Consider the following 15,726-nt stretch of genomic DNA (forward strand, 5'->3'; position numbering starts at 1 on the left):
CGGGAAGAGCCGGGGAGCGCGATCAGGCTGAACGGACGGTGCGGATGAGTCCCTCGACCTCGGCCCCTTACTGCCTGGCGTGACGGCAGGAGTTTTCAGGTGCCGTGGACGGTGGAGCGATGTCCGACGTGTACCCCCCAGACCACCAGCTCGCCGTTGTCGATCGTGTGGATCACGCGACAGTCGCACCCGTAGGCGGCAGGACGTGGCGCGGTCCGTGTCCCACGGGCGACAGCAAAATCGGGCGGCGCCCGCGGGACGTTTCGATGCTGCCCCGGCGGTCGGCTTCGGGGTGGTAGCGGGAGGCCAACTGCCGGTGCGATTCGGTGACTTGCGCGGCCGTGAGGTGGCGGGCCGTCAGCCGCTCTGATCAGGTGCCGCCATGGGCGGTGTCGTGCTGTCTAGGGGATGGGGTGGGCAGGTCCTCCAGGAGCAGGGTTTGGAGTTGGGACATGGTCGGGGAGTGCATTGCCGCCAGGCGGCGGGCCTGGCGGGTGGCCATCTGTTCGACGGTCTGCCGGGCCAGTCGCGCGTTGCCGAAGGAGCGGTCCCGGGGCTGGGCCTTGAAGAACGCGAGCAGGGCCTGCGGCACGTCGGGGGCGCACTCGAAGCCGGAGGCGGCGGCGTGCTGCTGGACGATGGTGACGAGTTCCTCCGAGCTGTAGTCGGGGAATTCGACGTGCCGTGAGAAGCGGGAGGCGAGGCCGGGGTTGGAGCCCAGGAAGCGGTGCATCTCGTCGGTGTAGCCGGCCACGATCACCACGACGTCCTCGCGGTGGTCCTCCATCAGTTTCAGCAGCGTGTCCACCGCCTCCCGGCCGAAGTCCGAGGGGGATCCGGGCGGGGTGAGGGTGTACGCCTCGTCGATGAACAGCACGCCGCCGAGCGCCTTTTCGAACACCTCCTGGGTGAGCTGGGCGGTGTGTCCCACATAGCGTCCGACGAGGTCGGCGCGGGCCACCTCGACGAGTTGGCCGCGGGGCAGCACATCCAGCGAGCGCAGCAGCTTCCCGTACAGCCGGGCCACCGTGGTCTTGCCGGTGCCGGGCGGTCCCGCGAAGACCAGGTGCCGGTTGATGCGGGAGGCGGGCAGCCCGGCGGCCTGCCGTTGCCGGGACGCCGACAGCAGGTTGATCATGTCGGTGACCTCGTGCTTGACGGTTTCGAGGCCGACCATCGCGCTGAGTTCGTCCAGCGGTGAGGTGGCCCGGTGACCGGACGAGGCGGCCCTGACGGCGGCGGCCGCGGCCTCGCCGACGTCCTCGGGCAGCAGGACCGTCAGATCCACTTCCCCGGCCTCCGGGAGCGAGGCCAGCCGGAACGCCTGCCGGTCCACCATCTCCTCGAACACCTGCCGGGCCACCCGGCCGTTGCCGAAGTTGGGGCCCCGGTGCATATCGGCGAAGTGCGTGGCGAGCGCGTCCCTGGTGTCGGGGGCGAGTTCGTAGCGGTGCCGCTCGCACAGGCTCTCCACGATGGTCACCAACTCGTCGACCGTGTAGTTGACGAACTCGATGGTGCGCGCGAAGCGGGACGCCAGACCGGGGTTGACGGCGAGGAAGGAGTCCATCTCCTTGGAGTAGCCGGCCGCGATCACCACCACGTCGTCGCGGTGGTCCTCCATCAGCTTGACCAGGGTGTCGACGGCCTCACGGCCGAAGTCGGCCCCGGAGTTCTTGCTGTCGGAGGCCAGCGTGTACGCCTCGTCGATGAACAGCACGCCGCCGAGCGCCCGGTTGAACGTCTCGGTGGTCTTGATCGCCGTACCGCCGACGACCTGGGCGACGAGGTCGGCCCGGGAGACCTCCACGAGGTGGCCGGAGCGCAGCCCGCCCAGCTCGGCCAGGATGGAGCCGTACAGGCGGGCGACCGTGGTCTTGCCGGTGCCGGGGGCGCCCGCGAAGATCAGGTGCCGGCTCATCGGCGGGGCCGGCATGCCGAGGCTGGCCCGGCGCTGGGCCAGCCGGGTCAGATTGACCAGGCTCTTGACCTGGTGCTTGACGCCTTCCAGTCCGACCAGGGCCTCCAACTCCTCGACGGGGCCCTGTGGTTCGGCCGGCCCTTCGTCCTTGGCGGCCGGTCCTGCGGGGTCCGCTGGGGCGGGCGGCGGTGCGCCGTCCCAGGCGTCCCGGGCGCCGTTCGCCACGCTGGACAGCCGGTCCACGGTGAGCATGCCGTCCCGGACGGTGTGCCGCAGCCCGGCGCCCCGGTTGTCGCTGACCGTGCAGTCACGGACGGAGACCCGCTCGGCGGTCTCGACCCGGATGCCGTCGGCCTGACCGCTGGAGACCTCGCAGCCGCCCAGCGCGGCGCGCGCCCCGGCGGCCAGCAGCACGCCGTGCGATCCGGAGGAGGTGATCCGGCTGCGCACCAGGGACGCCTCGCCGCCTTCCTCGACCCGGACGCCCTCCGCGGTGCTGCCGTCCACGACGGTGTCGCGGAGGTCGGCCAGGCCGCCCGGCGCGACGAGGACGCCGGGTCCGGCGGCGTCCGACAGGCTGCTGTTGCCGAGGTGCGGGCGGCCGTCGTCGGCGACCCGCAGGGCGGCGTCGCCCGCCTTCTCGATCACGCAGTCCTCCAGCCGGCCGCGTCCCCCCTTGACGACCTCCACGCCGTGGCCGCCGGCCGACACCACGCGGGCCCGCCGGATCAGCGGATTGGCGCCGGAGAACACGGAGATGCCGACACCGGTGGCCGACGTCACCTCAAGACGGTCGAACTCGGCCGCCGACTCCCCGGTCAGCAGCACCGCGGACGCCGCCGAGCAGTCCCGTACCACGGTCCGGGTCAGCATCGGCGCCGCGCTCTCGGTGGCCAGCACGGCGGGTCCCGCGCAGTCGGTGAACGCGCAGTCCTCGTACGTCCCCCGGGCCCGTCCGGTGACGGCCAGGCCGCTGCCCTTGGTGCGGCTCACCCGGCAGTGGCGCAGCACGGGCTCGGCGCCGGAGGAGACGAGGATGCCGTGCTCGGCGGTGGCCAGAACGTCGAGTTCGGTCAGCTCCGGGCGGGAGGCGCTGGTCACCAGGGCGCCGATCGCCAGGTCGTGCACCCGGGTACGGAGCACCCGGGTGGCGCTGTGCTGCTCCAGCGCGACACCGGGCTTGTCGGTGGCGGAGATGTCGCAGTCCTCGACCGATCCGCGGGCCTGGCCGTTGGCGAGGACGCCGTTGCCGCGGCTGTCGCGCATCGTGCAGCCGCGTACCGTGGTGCGGGCCTTCTCGCTGATGACGACGGCGGAGCTGCCCAGGTTCTCCAGCACACAGTCGGCGACGACGCTCTCCTCGGACGAGGTGTCGACGACGCCGGCGCCCTCCGGGTTGGTGATCCGGCAGCCGCGCATGGCCAGTGAGCCCGTGTTGCGGCTGAGCACCGCGGTCCAGCCGGTGCCGGCGATATCGCATCCGTCGAGGGCGACCTGGCCCTGGAAGGCGTCCACGACCGGGACGTCGTCGCCGTCCGGGCCGCGCAGCACCAGATCGGTGAGCATCACGGCGTCGGCCGCCAGGGTCACGGCGGAGCCGGAGCGGGGCGCGATCTCCACGCTGCCGCGCGAGCCCTCGGCGACGATGGTGACCCGTCGGGAGATCCGCAGGTTCTCCTCGTATCGCCCCGGCAGGACGCTGATCACCGCGCCCGTACGGGCCTTGGCCAAGGCTTCGCTTATCGTTCGGAAGCTGTCCGGCCCATCGGGCCTTTCGGGACCGACCGAGAGCAGCTGGCGTGCCACGCTCGAATCTCCTCCTCGTCAGCGACGTCAGGGCGACGGCAGTCAGGTGGGGCGACAGGGGACAAGTAAACAGACTGTAGGACCGGGCGGTGAACAGCGGGCGGCGGCAGAGCGTCGCGAGGGCTGCGCTGGATCCTCCCCGGGGCGGTACGGGTCGTGGTGCTGGGGCCATCATGCCCGCTCGAACGCCCGCCCGAGTACGCCGGGGGCTTCCCCTTATCATGCGCCACATGAGGCAATCCCGGTTTCTCCGGTCCCCACGGCTTCCCCAACCCCCCTGCTCCCGCTTCCACTTCAGGCTGTCCGCGGGGCTGGGCGCGCTGGCCGTGACGGCGGTGTGCGCCCTGTACGCCCCGGTGCCCGCCCTGGCCGCCTCCCCCTCTCCCGCCCCCTCGTCCTCGGCGTCCGCGGGCGACGGCAGCGGCAGTACGAGCCTGCCGCCGATCCCGCTCACTCTGGGCGACGACGACCCCTGCACCGCCGCCTCGAACCGTACGGCGCGGGCCGCGACCTGGGCCCAGCGGAGCCTGTCGCTGCCCCACGCGTGGCAGCTGTCCCGGGGCGCGGGCATCACCGTGGCGGTGGTGGACACCGGGGTGTCGGGCACGGCGGCGGCGCTGTCCGGGCGGGTCACCGCCGTCGGGGACGCCGCCGACGACTGCGTGGGGCACGGCACCCTGCTCGCCGGCCTCGTCGCCGCCGCGCAGACCGACGGCACGGACGTCCACGGCGTGGCACCGGGCGCCCGGATACTCGCCGTGCGCGGCACCGACGAGCGGGGCGACGCCACCGCCGAGCGGGTCGCCGACGGCATCCGAGCGGCCGTCGACAACGGCGCCCAAGTCATCGCCGTGTCCGCGGCGTTGACCACCGGGGAGGCCGAACTGACGGCCGCCGTCCGGTACGCCACCGATCACCAGGTCCTCGTCGTCGCCGCCGCGGCGCCCGACATCGAGCCCCGGGACGGCGAGGGCGCCCCGCGGTACTGGCCGGCGTCCGCGCCCGGCGCCCTGTCGGTGGTCGGGGTGACGGCCGACGGCGGCATGCTGGACAGCGCCGCCGGTCTCGCCGGGGCGGACCTGGCCGCCCCCGGCGGCCCGGTGGTCGGCATCGGGCCGCGCGGCTCCGGGCACTACATCGCCGCGGGTTCCTCCGCGGCCGCCGCGTTCGCCGCCGGTGCCGCGGCCCTGGTGCGCGCCTACCACCCCGACCTGACCGCCGCCGAGACCGCCGCCCGGCTGACCGGCTCCGCCGCGCCGACCGGCGGTGCGCCCCGGCTCGACCCGTACGCGGCGGTCTCCATGGTCCCGCCCGGCTCCGGCACCCCCGCCGCACCGCCGAGCATCGCCCCGCTGCACCTGCCCGCGGTGTCCACCACCCCCCGGGACCGGGCGCTGCTGTCCGCCGGTGTCATGGCGGTGCTGGTGCTGGTGGTGGCCGCGGCGGCGACGGTGATCCCCCGCGGCCGAGCACGCGGCTGGCGCCCGCCGACCTGAGCGTGAGCCTGCGGCGCGGTGGCGGGTGCTGCCGGGTGCCGGGTCGGCTTTGCCTGCGGGCGTGCGCCCACGATTGGGGTGAAGGGAGCTACGCGACCGGACACGACGGGCCTGCGGGTGTGTACGGCGTGGGTGGCTGGCCCGTGTTTGCGGGTGCCGCTGCGCCCACGTGTGCCGTCCCAGTGGCATGACTGCCCGCAGTTGGGGCGGTCGGCGGGCGGTTGCGCCCGGTGGGGGCGCGGGGGCCTGCGCGCGCGGTCACGACTGGCTTGTGGGTGTGTAGGGCGGTGGGTGGCTGGCCCGTGTTTGCGGGTGCCGCTGCGCCCACGTGTGCCGTCCCAGCGGCATGACTGCCCGCAGTTGGGGCGGTCGGCCGGCGGTTGCCGCCCCGGTGGGGGGGCGCGGGGAACTGCGCGACCGGCCACGACGGCGCCGCGGACGAACGCCGGCGTGTCACGAGTCGGCCGACGCAGCGGTGCCGCAGGTGAACGCCGGCGTCAGCGGTCCGGTCGGCGCAGTTGTGCCGCAGGTGAACGTCGGCGTGCCACGGTGCGGTTGGCGCGGCGGCGCTGCGGACGAACGCCGGCGTGCCATGAGCCGGCCGACGCAATGGCGCCGCAGGTGAACGGCGGCGTCAACGGCTCGGGCGGCGCAGTGGTGCCGCTAGTCGACCTGGGCTGTCTGTACCAGGGTCATGGCCCGCCGGGCCACCCGCATGGCACGGCCGCGGGGCAGGATGCGGGGCTTGATGTTGCCGAACAGATAGCCCTCGGTGGGCGGGCAGGACAGCAGCAGACCGGGGGAGTTGACCTCCTGGATGCGACGCAGCAGGGCCTCCTGGAGGCCGCGGCCGGCGCCGGACGCGGAGCGGGCGACGACCATGTGCAGACCGACCTCGTAGCCGAGCGCGAGATGGTCCAGGAGCGGCATGAAGGGGTTGTTGCCGGGGCCCGCGCCGATCATGTCGTAGTCGTCGGCCAGGACGAACAGCCGCGGCCCCGTCCACCAGTCGCACCGCCGCATCCGGTCCGGGGTGATGTCCGGCCCCGGCACCCGGAGCCGGATCGCCCGTGCCGCGCCGCTGACCAGCTCGCGCAGCGCGTCGATGGACACGGCGTGCCCCAGCCGGTACTCCTGCGGTACCGCCTCCACCAGGTCACGGCGGTAGTCCACGACCAGCACCCGGGCCTCCTCGGGTGTGTACCGCTCGGTGATCGCGCGGGCGACGAGCCGCAGCAGGTTGGTCTTGCCGCTCTCGGTGTCGCCGACGACGAGCAGGTGCGGGGTGACGGAGAAGTCGTGCCAGGCGGGGGCGAGTTTGTCCTCCTCCACGCCCAGCGCGACGCGCAGCCCGCCCTCCGCGGTGGTCTGCGCGGGCGGCAGCTCGCCGACGGCCAGCAGTTGCGGCAGCAGCCGTACCTCGGGCGCCCGCGGACCCGTCCAGTGCTCCTTGACGTCCAGGATCAGGGCGGACGCCCCGGCCGCGAGGTCGTCGGCGCTCTCCACGCCGTCGATCCGCGGCAGCGCCGACAGGAAGTGCAGTTTACCGTCGATGGTCAGGCCACGTCCCGGGGCGGCGGGCACCGTCCTGGCCCGGCGGGTGTCCACCATGGACTCGATGGGGTCGCCCATCCGCAACTCGATGCGGGTGCCCGCCTGGTCGCGCACGGCGGCGGCCAGTTCCACCCAGCGGGCGGTGGTGACGATCAGATGGATGCCGTAGTTGAGACCGCGGGCGGCGATCCGGGTGAACGTCTGGATCAGGTCCTGGTGGTCCTGGCGGACGGTGGACCAGCCGTCCACGACCACGAACACATCGCCGTGCGGCTGGTCGGCGAACTCACCGGCCGCCCGGCGGGCGCGGTAGTCGGGCATCGAGGCGATGCCGTGCTGGAGGAAGAGCCGTTCGCGGTCCTCCAGGATGGCGGTGACCTCGGCGACGGTCCGCCCGATCCGCTCGGTGTCGACCCGGGCGGCCACCGAGCCGACGTGCGGCAGTTCGACCAGCCCGGCCAGTGATCCGCCGCCGAAGTCCAGGCAGTAGAACTGCACTTCACGCGGGGTGTGGGTGAGGGCAAGCGCCGATATCAGGGTCCGTACGACGGTGCTCTTGCCGCTCTGCGGGCCACCCGCGACGGCCACATGGCCGCCGGCGCCGGACAGATCGACCGTCAGCAGGTCCCGTACCTGGTCGAAGGGGCGGTCGACGATGCCGACGGGCACCGTGAGACGGCCGCGACCCGCCCAGCCCACCGTGGTCAGACCGTAGTCGGGGTGCGGCGCCAGCGGCGGGAGGATCTGGTCGAGGGCGGGCGAGGCGTCCAGCGGCGGCAGCCACACCTGGTGGGCGGGCGGTCCTGAGCCGCGCAGCCGGTCCAGGGCCACTGCCAGCAGCGTCTGCCCGGCGCCGGGCAGCTCCTCCTCGTCCGGCGCGGCGGCGTTCCCCTCCGGCACGTCCGGTACCTCCGGATCATCCGGAGTGTCCGGCGCCGGGCGCGGCACGATCCAGTCCGTCGTCCAGGGCACCACCTGGCCGGCCGCCCGCGCCTGTGCCACCGGCCCGCTGCGGTGCTCGTAGGGCCCGGAGACATATGCGGCACGGAACCGGGTCAGCTCCTCCACACCGCTCTTCAGATAGCCGCTGCCGGGCTGCGGCGGAAGATGGTAGGCGTCCGGCACGCCCAGCACACCCCGGCTCTCCATGGCCGAGAAGGTACGCAGACCGATGCGGTAGGACAGATGGCTCTCCAACTGGTGCATGCGGCCCTCGTCCAGCCGCTGCGAGGCCAGCAGCAGATGCACGCCGAGGCTGCGCCCGAGCCGGCCGATCATCACGAACAGCTCCATGAACTCCCGGTGCGCGGCCAGCAGTTCGCTGAACTCGTCGACGATGACGAACAGGCTGGGCAGCGGCTGGAGCGGGGTGCCCGCGGCCCGCGCCCGCTCGTACTCCAGGGCCGAGGTGTAGTTGCCGGCCGCCCGCAGCAGTTCCTGACGTCGTATCAGCTCGCCGTGCAGGGCGTCCTGCATACGGGAGACGAGCGCGACCTCGTCGGCCAGGTTGGTGATCACCGCGGAGGTGTGCGGGAGTTCGTCCAGGCCGAGGAAGGTGGCGCCGCCCTTGAAGTCCACCAGCACGAAGTTGAGGGTGTCCGAGGAGTGGGTGAGCGCGAGCGCCAGCACCAGGGTGCGCAGCGTCTCGCTCTTGCCGGAACCGGTCGCGCCGATCAGCATGCCGTGCGGGCCCATACCGCCCTGCGCGGCCTCCTTGATGTCCAGCTCCACCGGGCCGCCCTCGGCGCTGATGCCGATGGGCACCCGCAGCCGGTCCGAACCGCCACGGCGCGCCCACAGCTCCCGCGGATCGAAGCGGTGCAGGTCCGTGAGGCCGAGCAGCGATGTCAACTCGATGTCCGCGGACATCGGTTCGGCGCCGTCACCGCCGAACGCCATCCGGTACGGGGACAGCCGCATGGCCACCGCCCGTGCCATGGCCGGGCCGAGCCGGTCGGGACGGCCGAGCAGCGTGTGCTGCTCCTGGCGGTTGCGGTCGGTGCGTACCAGTGTGACGGTGCCGGTGGTCCGGTTCCGGCGCCCGCCCCTGCCCTCGTCCTCGCTGAACTCCAGGCGCAGCGTGGAGCGTCCGGGACGCCAGGTCAGCTCGCCGGACAGGTCCAGCACAACGGCGTTGCGGAATCCGGCGCCGTCGAACCGGTGGCCGCTCGGCACGCTCCCCTGGTCCACCACGATCACCGTGAACGGCTCCTCCCGGCCCGGCACGGCCTCCGGGTCGAACGCCGGCCGCTCCTGGAACTCCGCGCCGAGCAGGTCCTCAAGGCCGGTCATGGTGGACACGACCAGCCGCACCGGGCCTGCGCCGTCCTGCTCCTCGGCGTGCAGGGCGTGCGGCAGCCACTTCACCCACTCCCAGTCCGCGCGGCGGTCCTCGGCCACGCAGAAGGCCAGCCACAGGTCGTCGGGCGAGTGGAACACGGCGAGCTGTGCCACCAGGGCCCTGACGGCGCCGCGGATACGTTCCTCGTCGCCCCGGAACAGCACCCGCGACCAGGCCCGCAGGGACAGCGCGATGGGCTGGTCGGGGACGGTCGCGTAGGCACGTATGAAACTGCGCAGGGCGTGCGCGGACAGGGGTTCCAGGTCCTCGACGGGCTTGGTGGACATCGGTGCCAGGCGCAGGCCGAGCCGCTGTCCGCCCACCGCGAGCCGGGCCTCGCCGAAGTCGTCGTGACCGGGCCTGCGTTCCCACAGCCGGGAGGTGCGGGCCAGCGACGACAGCGCGGCGGGTTCGGGATGCCGCCAGGACAGGGCGTACTGCTGCTGCACGAACGCCCCGCGGACCTGGATCCGGGTCTGCCGGAGGTAGCGCAGGTAGTCGCGGCGTTCGCCCTTGAGCCGGCGTTTGCGGTCGCCGGCCTTGCGCATCACCTGGCCGAGGATCATCAGGCCGGAGGCGGTCACCATCAGCGCCAGGGCGGTGTAGCCGAGGGTCGAGCTGCCGGTGCCCATGCGGATGAACAGCAGCATCATCGAGGCCGACATCATGCCCATGGGCAGGTAGTTCCACACCGCGGAGGTGTCCGGCACGATCTCCGGCAGGGTGGGCGGCTCCTGGAGGCTCAGCTCTCCCTCGGGCAGGTCCGGGGCCCGGCGGCGGGCCGGACGACGGAAGAGAACCACACTCAAGGGACAGCCTCCTCGGCGGCGAGAGCCCACACGGCCAAAACGGCGGGCCGATCGAAACGGTCGAACAGAGCGGTCAGACGAAACGGAACGGTTTGGGCGGTCGGGCGGTCGGCCGGCTGGACGGGTCGGTCAGGTGGGCGCGTTGGCCGGCTGGCGTGAGGGGGCGGGCGGGGGTGTGGTCGGGCGAGTGGTGGGGCGGGCCGGGGGAGTGGTCGGCGGGGCGGGGCGGTCAGGCGGGCGTATCGGTCGGCTGGGCTGAGTCGGCGGGCAGGGAGTCGGCGGTCGGGTGGTCGGGCGGGCGTAGCGGTCGGCCGGGGGCGGTCAAGTGGCTGATGTGGCAGGGCGGTTGGTGGGTGGGCGGACGGAGTTGCTTGGTCGGGCGGGCGGGCGTTCGTGGTCGGTGTGGTTCGTCCGGCGAGGGCGGCGGGCGGGGGGTCCGCTGGGTGAGACGTCGGGCGGTGTGATCGGCCGGGGGTGGGACGGGAGCCGTCGGACGGGAGCGGTCAACTGGGTGGTGCGGTCAGGAGGCGTGGAGCCGTCGGCTGGGTGGAGCGGTGTGGTCGGCTGGGCGTTGGTCGGTTGGTGCGGGGGTTTGGGTGGGGCGGGCGGGGGCCTGGGGGAGACGGGGCGTTGCGCACCGAAACTGTAGAGCCCTTCCGCTGGGGAACTCGTCGGTGGGGCGGGGGTGTTCTGCGGTGGGTTCTCCAGCAGGTGGATTTCCCGGAGCGGATGTCTCGGGGCGGGCCACCCCGGGCGGGACCGGAAATGATTTTGTAGGGTACAGCCGTCCGATTCCAGACGCCGATCTCGCGCGTCGGTCCCGGCACCCCCACTGCCACAAGGTTTCTTCCATCCTCATTGCCCGAAGGCCCCTTGCCCACAATTCGGAGAGACGAGCGAGCCTTGACCGACAGCACGGTGGCACATTTGTGCCGGATCACGGTGCGAGCACCCGAGAAGTCCATGGACCTGGCCGTACCCGGCGACGTCCCGGTGGCCGATCTGCTGCCCGCGCTGCTCGACTACGCCGGCGAAGAGACCCAGGAGGCTGGCCTCGAACACGGCGGCTGGGTGCTCCAACGCCTGGGCGGCGCGCCCCTCGACGAGGAGGCCACGCTCGACGAGACGGGGGTCCGCGACGGCGAGACCCTGCATCTGAGGCCACGTGCCGACGCACTGCCCGAGCCGCACTTCGACGACCTGGTCGACGGCATCGCCACCACCATGGAACGCCGCCCGTTCGCCTGGACGCCGACGGTGAGCCGGCGGGTGCTGATCGGCCTCACGGTCACCGCGCTGGCCGCCGGATCGGTACTGCTCGCCCTGCCGGGCATGGACTTCCCGCTGCGCGTAGGCATCCTGTTCGCCGGCGGGCTGCTGATGCTCGCCGGCGCTGCCTCGGCGAGCCGGGCCGTCGGCGACGCCGGCGCCGGTGCCGCGCTGGGCGTGATGGCCACCGTGTACTGGACGCACGCGGGCTGGCTGCTGCCCGGCGGCACTTTCCAGGGCGGCCAGGCCGACCAGGTCCTCGGCGCACGGCTGCTGGCCGCGTCCGCCGCCGCGGCGGGCGGCGCGGTGCTGGCGCTCGCCGTGGTGGCGGCCTTCACCCCGCTGTTCCTGGCCATGGCCGCGCTCGCGGTGGGCGGCGCGCTCGGCGGGCTGCTGCTGGTCCTGCTCGACCTGACGCCGCAGCAGGCGGCCGGTGTGACCGCCCTGGTCACCGTGTTGTTCGGGGCTTTCACCCCCGCGCTGTCCTTCCGGCTCTCGGGTCTGCGCACCCCACCGCTGCCGACCAACGCCCAGCAGCTCCAGCAGGGGATCGACCCGCACCCCAGCGCCGATGTGGCCGCCCGCACCGCGGTCGCCGACGTGTGGATGACCGCGCTGTTCGCGTCCGCCGGGCTGCTCAGCGTGGCCTGCATCGCCGCCCTGGTCCGGCCGTTCGGCTGGCCCGGCGGTTGCATGGCCGCCGGGCTCTCGCTGCTTCTGCTGCTGCACGGCCGCGGCATGGGCAGTTCCTGGCAGCGGCTCGCGCTGATCGGCCCCGGCGTGCTCGGCGTGGCCGGCCTGGTGGTGTCCGCGGCCCTGGCGCTCTCGCCCGGCTCCCGGCCGGCCCTGCTCATCGGACTGTTCGCCACGGCGGCGGCGTGCGCCATCGCGTCCTGGACGGTGCCGGGGCGCCGGCTGGTGCCGTACTGGGGCCGGGCCGCCGAACTGCTGCACTCGGCCGCGGCGATCAGCCTGCTGCCGCTGGCCCTGTGGATCCTCGGCGTGTACGGGTTCCTGCGGGCGCTGGACCTGTGACGCCCCTCGTGGACGTCCGGCTCCGCAACGCCGACCGCCCCCCGCCGGCTTCTCGACGCCCGGCTCCTGAACCTCGGATGAACTCCGAGCCGCCCACCTCCTGAGCCCGATTCCCGTAGGGAGCAAGACGTGCAGAACAGACGCGACCAGGTCCAGGCGCACATGTTCGTCATGGGGCGGCTGACCTCGGGGCTGCTGCGCACCGACCTGGACGCGCCGGAGAGCCCCGTCGGCCGCACCAACCGGGGCCTGGCGATCGGCATCGTCGTCGCGCTGCTGGTGTCGGCCGGCGCCTTCGTCTACGGCCTGATATCCCCGTCCACCATCAACTCCTGGCGGGCCTCGGGGACCCTGATCGTGGACAAGGACACCGGTGCCCGCTACTTCTACCAGGACGGCGAGCTGCGCCCCGTGCTGAACTACGCGTCCGCGATGCTGCTCGCCGGTGCGAGCGGCGGCGGGATGTCCACCACGGCGGTCGGCACCGAGTCGCTGCGGCACACCCCGCGCGGCGCCGCCGTCGGCATCAGCGGCGCTCCGGACGTACTGCCGGACGCCGGAGCGCTCGCCGACTCCCGCCCCTGGCTGGTGTGTTCGGCGCCCGAGGACGGCGCGGGCACCGACGCCACCGTGCTCTCCGTGGCCTCCGGCGCCACCGAACGCCCGCTGCCCACCGGCAGTGCGCTGCTGGTGGCCGACCCGTCCGGGAACCGTTATCTGGTGTGGCAGGGCATGCGACTGCGGATCGACACCGGCAGCAGCGCCCTGGAGGGCCTCGGCTACGGATCCGCCGAACCCCGTGAGGTCTCCGCCGCGTTCATCGACGCCCTGCCGGCCGGTCCCGACCTGGCCTCGGCCGATGTGCCGGGCCGCGGCAAGCCCGGCCCGTCGCTCGGCGGGCTCGACACCCGGATCGGGCAGGTCTTCCGCACCAGCGTGCCGGGATCCGCGCGGACCCAGTACTACCTGCTGCGCGGCGAGGGCCTGGTGCCGCTGACGAACACCCAGGCGGCGTTGCAGCTCGGCGATCCGGACACCGCCAAGGACGCGTACGGTGGTGGCCCCGCGAGTGCGCGGCAGCTGGAAGCGGGCGCTCTCAAGGGCCACTTGGCGGCCGGCGGCACGGACACCGGCTCGTTGGCCGGCTCCGCCGAGGCACTGCCGAAGTCGCCGCCCACCCTCGCGGCGGTCCAGGAGGACCAGGGGGCCTGCGTGGCCGTGACGCCCGGTACCACGGCCGGAACCGGGGTGCGGGTGGGCGTCGCGGTGGTGGCCGAGAGCGCCCTGACCCCGCTCGCCCAGCGACCCGCCACTCCAACTTCCGTGGCGTGCCTGACCGTTGACGGGGTCGTGGTCGAACCCGGCGGTGGCGCACTGGTCCGGGCGAGCAGCGCCGCCGGTGGCGAGGCCGGGGGCAGCCGGTACCTGGTCACGGACACCGGGGTGAAGTACCGGGTGCCCACGGACCGCGACGGGTCGGCCCTCGGCTACAGCGACGACCAGGTGCGGACCGTGCCCTCGCTGCTGCTGTCGATGCTGCCGACCGGGCCGGACCTCGACGCGGCGGACGCGGCCGTCGCGGTCACCGCCGCGGGCGCGCGCAGCGCACCGGACGGCGCGGGCTGCGGAGCTTTCGGACCGCGGACGGGGGCATCGCCGGCACCGGGCCGGCAGTCGGAATCACCCGAGAGGCCCGAGGGGACCGAGCAGAAGCGGTGACACCGACTCCAACGGACACGGTGACACCAACTCCCGCTAAAGAGGGCGCATTTGGCTCATCAAATGTCTCATTGGATACCGGAAGGTGAAGGGGAGGTGAATAGGGGCGGAGTTGGTATTGATGCTTGTGCGTCAAGAGCCAAGAACTGTTGCGCCATGAATTTGACACTCTTTAGGCTGGCAGCGAATCAAAGCGGTCGGGAAACGAGTCATGAAGCTCCTCCGGTCCTTTGCGTCGGTATCTGAACCAACGTGCGCCGCACCGCGGTTCGGCCGGTGCGACGGTTCGACCAGCCGTGGGCCGGAGGCGGCGCCGTGGAGCAGGGAAGGGGCAACATGAGCGAGACCGGCGGACAGCAGTCATCGGAATCGTCCACCCGTAGCGGGATCCTGGCGCTGGAGCAGGCGTACAGCGGCGTCCAGCGCATCCTTCAGGACGTGGAGGGCACCAAGAACAGCCTGTCCAAGTCCTACCAGGGGTCGGACGGCGGCGCCTACGGCAGGCTGCTCGACCTGTGGGACGACCAGGTGGTCATCATCCTGAACAACCTCGAAGAAATGATCGACAGGCTCAACCAGAGCCTGGTGCAGCACAACCTGGCCCAGGGCTCCGGCAACGAGGCCATCGACCAGGCGTTCGGCGCGAGCGAGGCCGCCTTCGACGCCCTGTCCAGTTCCGGGGCCATCAAGCCCGCCACCTCCCCCGTCGGCTGATGCCCGCGGCGGTCACCGCCGGTCCCGCCCCACTGGCACCCCCACGAGATGAGGATCGCCCATGTCCGACCTGAACGACGGTTACATCCACGTCGAGTACAACCCCGTCAGCAACGCCGCCGACGACATGGTCCAGCAGACCCGGGCCATCGAGGGCACCCTGAGCAACCTGGAGATGGAGCTGAGCGAGCTCAAGCAGACCTGGTGGGGTGGTGACGCGACGGTCTACGAGGAGAAGCAGAAGGCATGGGACAACGCTGTCATCGCCATGCAGCAGCTGCTGAACTCGCACGCCGACCTGCTGACCGACGTCTCGGACAACTACCGGTACACGGAGCAGAACCTGAGCCAGCTCTGGTCCGAGGTGTCCATCGGCAGGTGAGCCGTGTCGTGAGAGCCACCGCCTCCGGCAGCAGCAGGGCGCCGTCGGCCGGAGGCGGTACCACGACGGCACACACGCCATGCACGGCACGTACGGGCTGCCGTCGCCGCGGTGCCGGGGACATCCGTAAGAGGGGAAACAGCCATGGCGGACCTGAGTCACCTGGACAAGACGTCCCTCCAGTCGTTCATCGACGGGGACCTCGCGACGTTCATCGGAGACCTCAAGCAGATCCTTGAGGGCGACCCGTCCATGCGGGACCTGGCGGACGGCGTCACCACCGAGAAGACCGTGGGGGCGATCCACGCGGGCAAGCCGCTCGTGATGGGGACGATCGAAGACGACGACCTCGTGTCCGGCGCCAGCTTCGCCGACGCGCTGGCGAAGAACATCGAGACGGTCGTCACCGTCCTGCTGGGACAGCAGGACACGTTCGACGAGATCGATGACGCACTGCGCACGACCGTCAAGGAGCTGTTTAAGACCCAGGGTGACAACCTCGGCAAGATCGGGGCGGACAAGTTTTCCGAGATCCTGTCCGAAACCGGTTTCTCGGGCGATTCGGGCAGCGGTGATCACGGGGACTCGTCCGGCGACAAGGACGGCGACAAGGGAAGCAAGGGCGGCGACAAGGGCGGCAAGGGCGGCGACAAGTAACGTACTCCGGGCCCTTGCGGCCC

General features: G+C 72.5%; 8 protein-coding genes and 1 pseudogene. 6 read left to right on the forward strand and 3 right to left on the reverse strand.

Translation table 11 applies throughout. The features are described from left to right. Positions 1–95 precede the first annotated feature (95 nt). Together ABT245_RS05880 and ABT245_RS05885 are read right to left on the reverse strand one after the other, a co-directional pair. Positions 96–185, reverse strand: a pseudogene (locus ABT245_RS05880) (type II toxin-antitoxin system RelE family toxin); the annotation flags it as partial. Between the two features lie 185 nt (positions 186–370). After that, positions 371–3,727 (reverse strand): right-handed parallel beta-helix repeat-containing protein, encoded by a 3,357-nt coding sequence (locus tag ABT245_RS05885; RefSeq protein ID WP_351729099.1) that lies wholly within the window; start codon positions 3,725–3,727, stop codon positions 371–373. Between the two features lie 230 nt (positions 3,728–3,957). Here ABT245_RS05885 and ABT245_RS05890 point away from each other — a divergent pair, with 230 nt between their 5' ends. Further along, positions 3,958–5,223, forward strand: a complete 1,266-nt coding sequence (locus ABT245_RS05890; protein WP_351729102.1) for a S8 family serine peptidase — start codon at positions 3,958–3,960, stop codon at positions 5,221–5,223. 663 nt (positions 5,224–5,886) lie between these two features. On the opposite strand, the gene eccCa is transcribed toward ABT245_RS05890, so the two are convergent. Then, entirely contained in the window at positions 5,887–9,927 is a 4,041-nt protein-coding gene (gene eccCa / locus ABT245_RS05895; protein ID WP_351729105.1) for a type VII secretion protein EccCa, read from the reverse strand. 903 nt (positions 9,928–10,830) lie between these two features. Here eccCa and eccD point away from each other — a divergent pair. The 5 genes from eccD to ABT245_RS05920 all read left to right on the forward strand — a co-directional run bounded on the left by eccD (position 10,831) and on the right by ABT245_RS05920 (position 15,703). After that, complete coding sequence (eccD, locus tag ABT245_RS05900; RefSeq protein ID WP_351729107.1) at positions 10,831–12,231, forward strand: type VII secretion integral membrane protein EccD; 1,401 nt, start codon at positions 10,831–10,833, stop codon at positions 12,229–12,231. A gap of 129 nt (positions 12,232–12,360) precedes the next feature. Further along, positions 12,361–13,950: a type VII secretion protein EccB gene (gene eccB / locus ABT245_RS05905; RefSeq protein WP_351729109.1), complete on the forward strand. Its 1,590-nt coding sequence runs from the start codon at positions 12,361–12,363 to the stop codon at positions 13,948–13,950. Positions 13,951–14,286: 336 nt separating this feature from the next. Continuing rightward, a complete protein-coding gene (locus ABT245_RS05910) occupies positions 14,287–14,664 on the forward strand; it encodes a hypothetical protein (protein ID WP_351729111.1) in 378 nt (125 codons plus the stop codon). A 61-nt stretch (positions 14,665–14,725) separates the two neighbouring features. Beyond that, positions 14,726–15,046 (forward strand): WXG100 family type VII secretion target, encoded by a 321-nt coding sequence (locus ABT245_RS05915; RefSeq protein WP_351729114.1) that lies wholly within the window; start codon positions 14,726–14,728, stop codon positions 15,044–15,046. A gap of 144 nt (positions 15,047–15,190) precedes the next feature. Beyond that, positions 15,191–15,703 (forward strand): type VII secretion system-associated protein, encoded by a 513-nt coding sequence (locus ABT245_RS05920; RefSeq protein WP_351729117.1) that lies wholly within the window; start codon positions 15,191–15,193, stop codon positions 15,701–15,703. Positions 15,704–15,726 lie beyond the last annotated feature (23 nt).

This window comes from Streptomyces sp. NPDC001508 (genome assembly GCF_040298665.1).
Classification (GTDB): Bacteria; Actinomycetota; Actinomycetes; order Streptomycetales; family Streptomycetaceae; genus Streptomyces.

What these genes read in the sequence shown, in the direction of transcription:
- ABT245_RS05890 (WP_351729102.1), top strand. Translation starts at nt 3,958, where the DNA reads ATGAGGCAATCCCGGTTTCTCCGGTCCCCACGGCTTCCCCAACCCCCC.
- ABT245_RS05910 (WP_351729111.1), top strand. Translation starts at nt 14,287, where the DNA reads ATGAGCGAGACCGGCGGACAGCAGTCATCGGAATCGTCCACCCGTAGC.
- ABT245_RS05915 (WP_351729114.1), top strand. Translation starts at nt 14,726, where the DNA reads ATGTCCGACCTGAACGACGGTTACATCCACGTCGAGTACAACCCCGTC.
- ABT245_RS05920 (WP_351729117.1), top strand. Translation starts at nt 15,191, where the DNA reads ATGGCGGACCTGAGTCACCTGGACAAGACGTCCCTCCAGTCGTTCATC.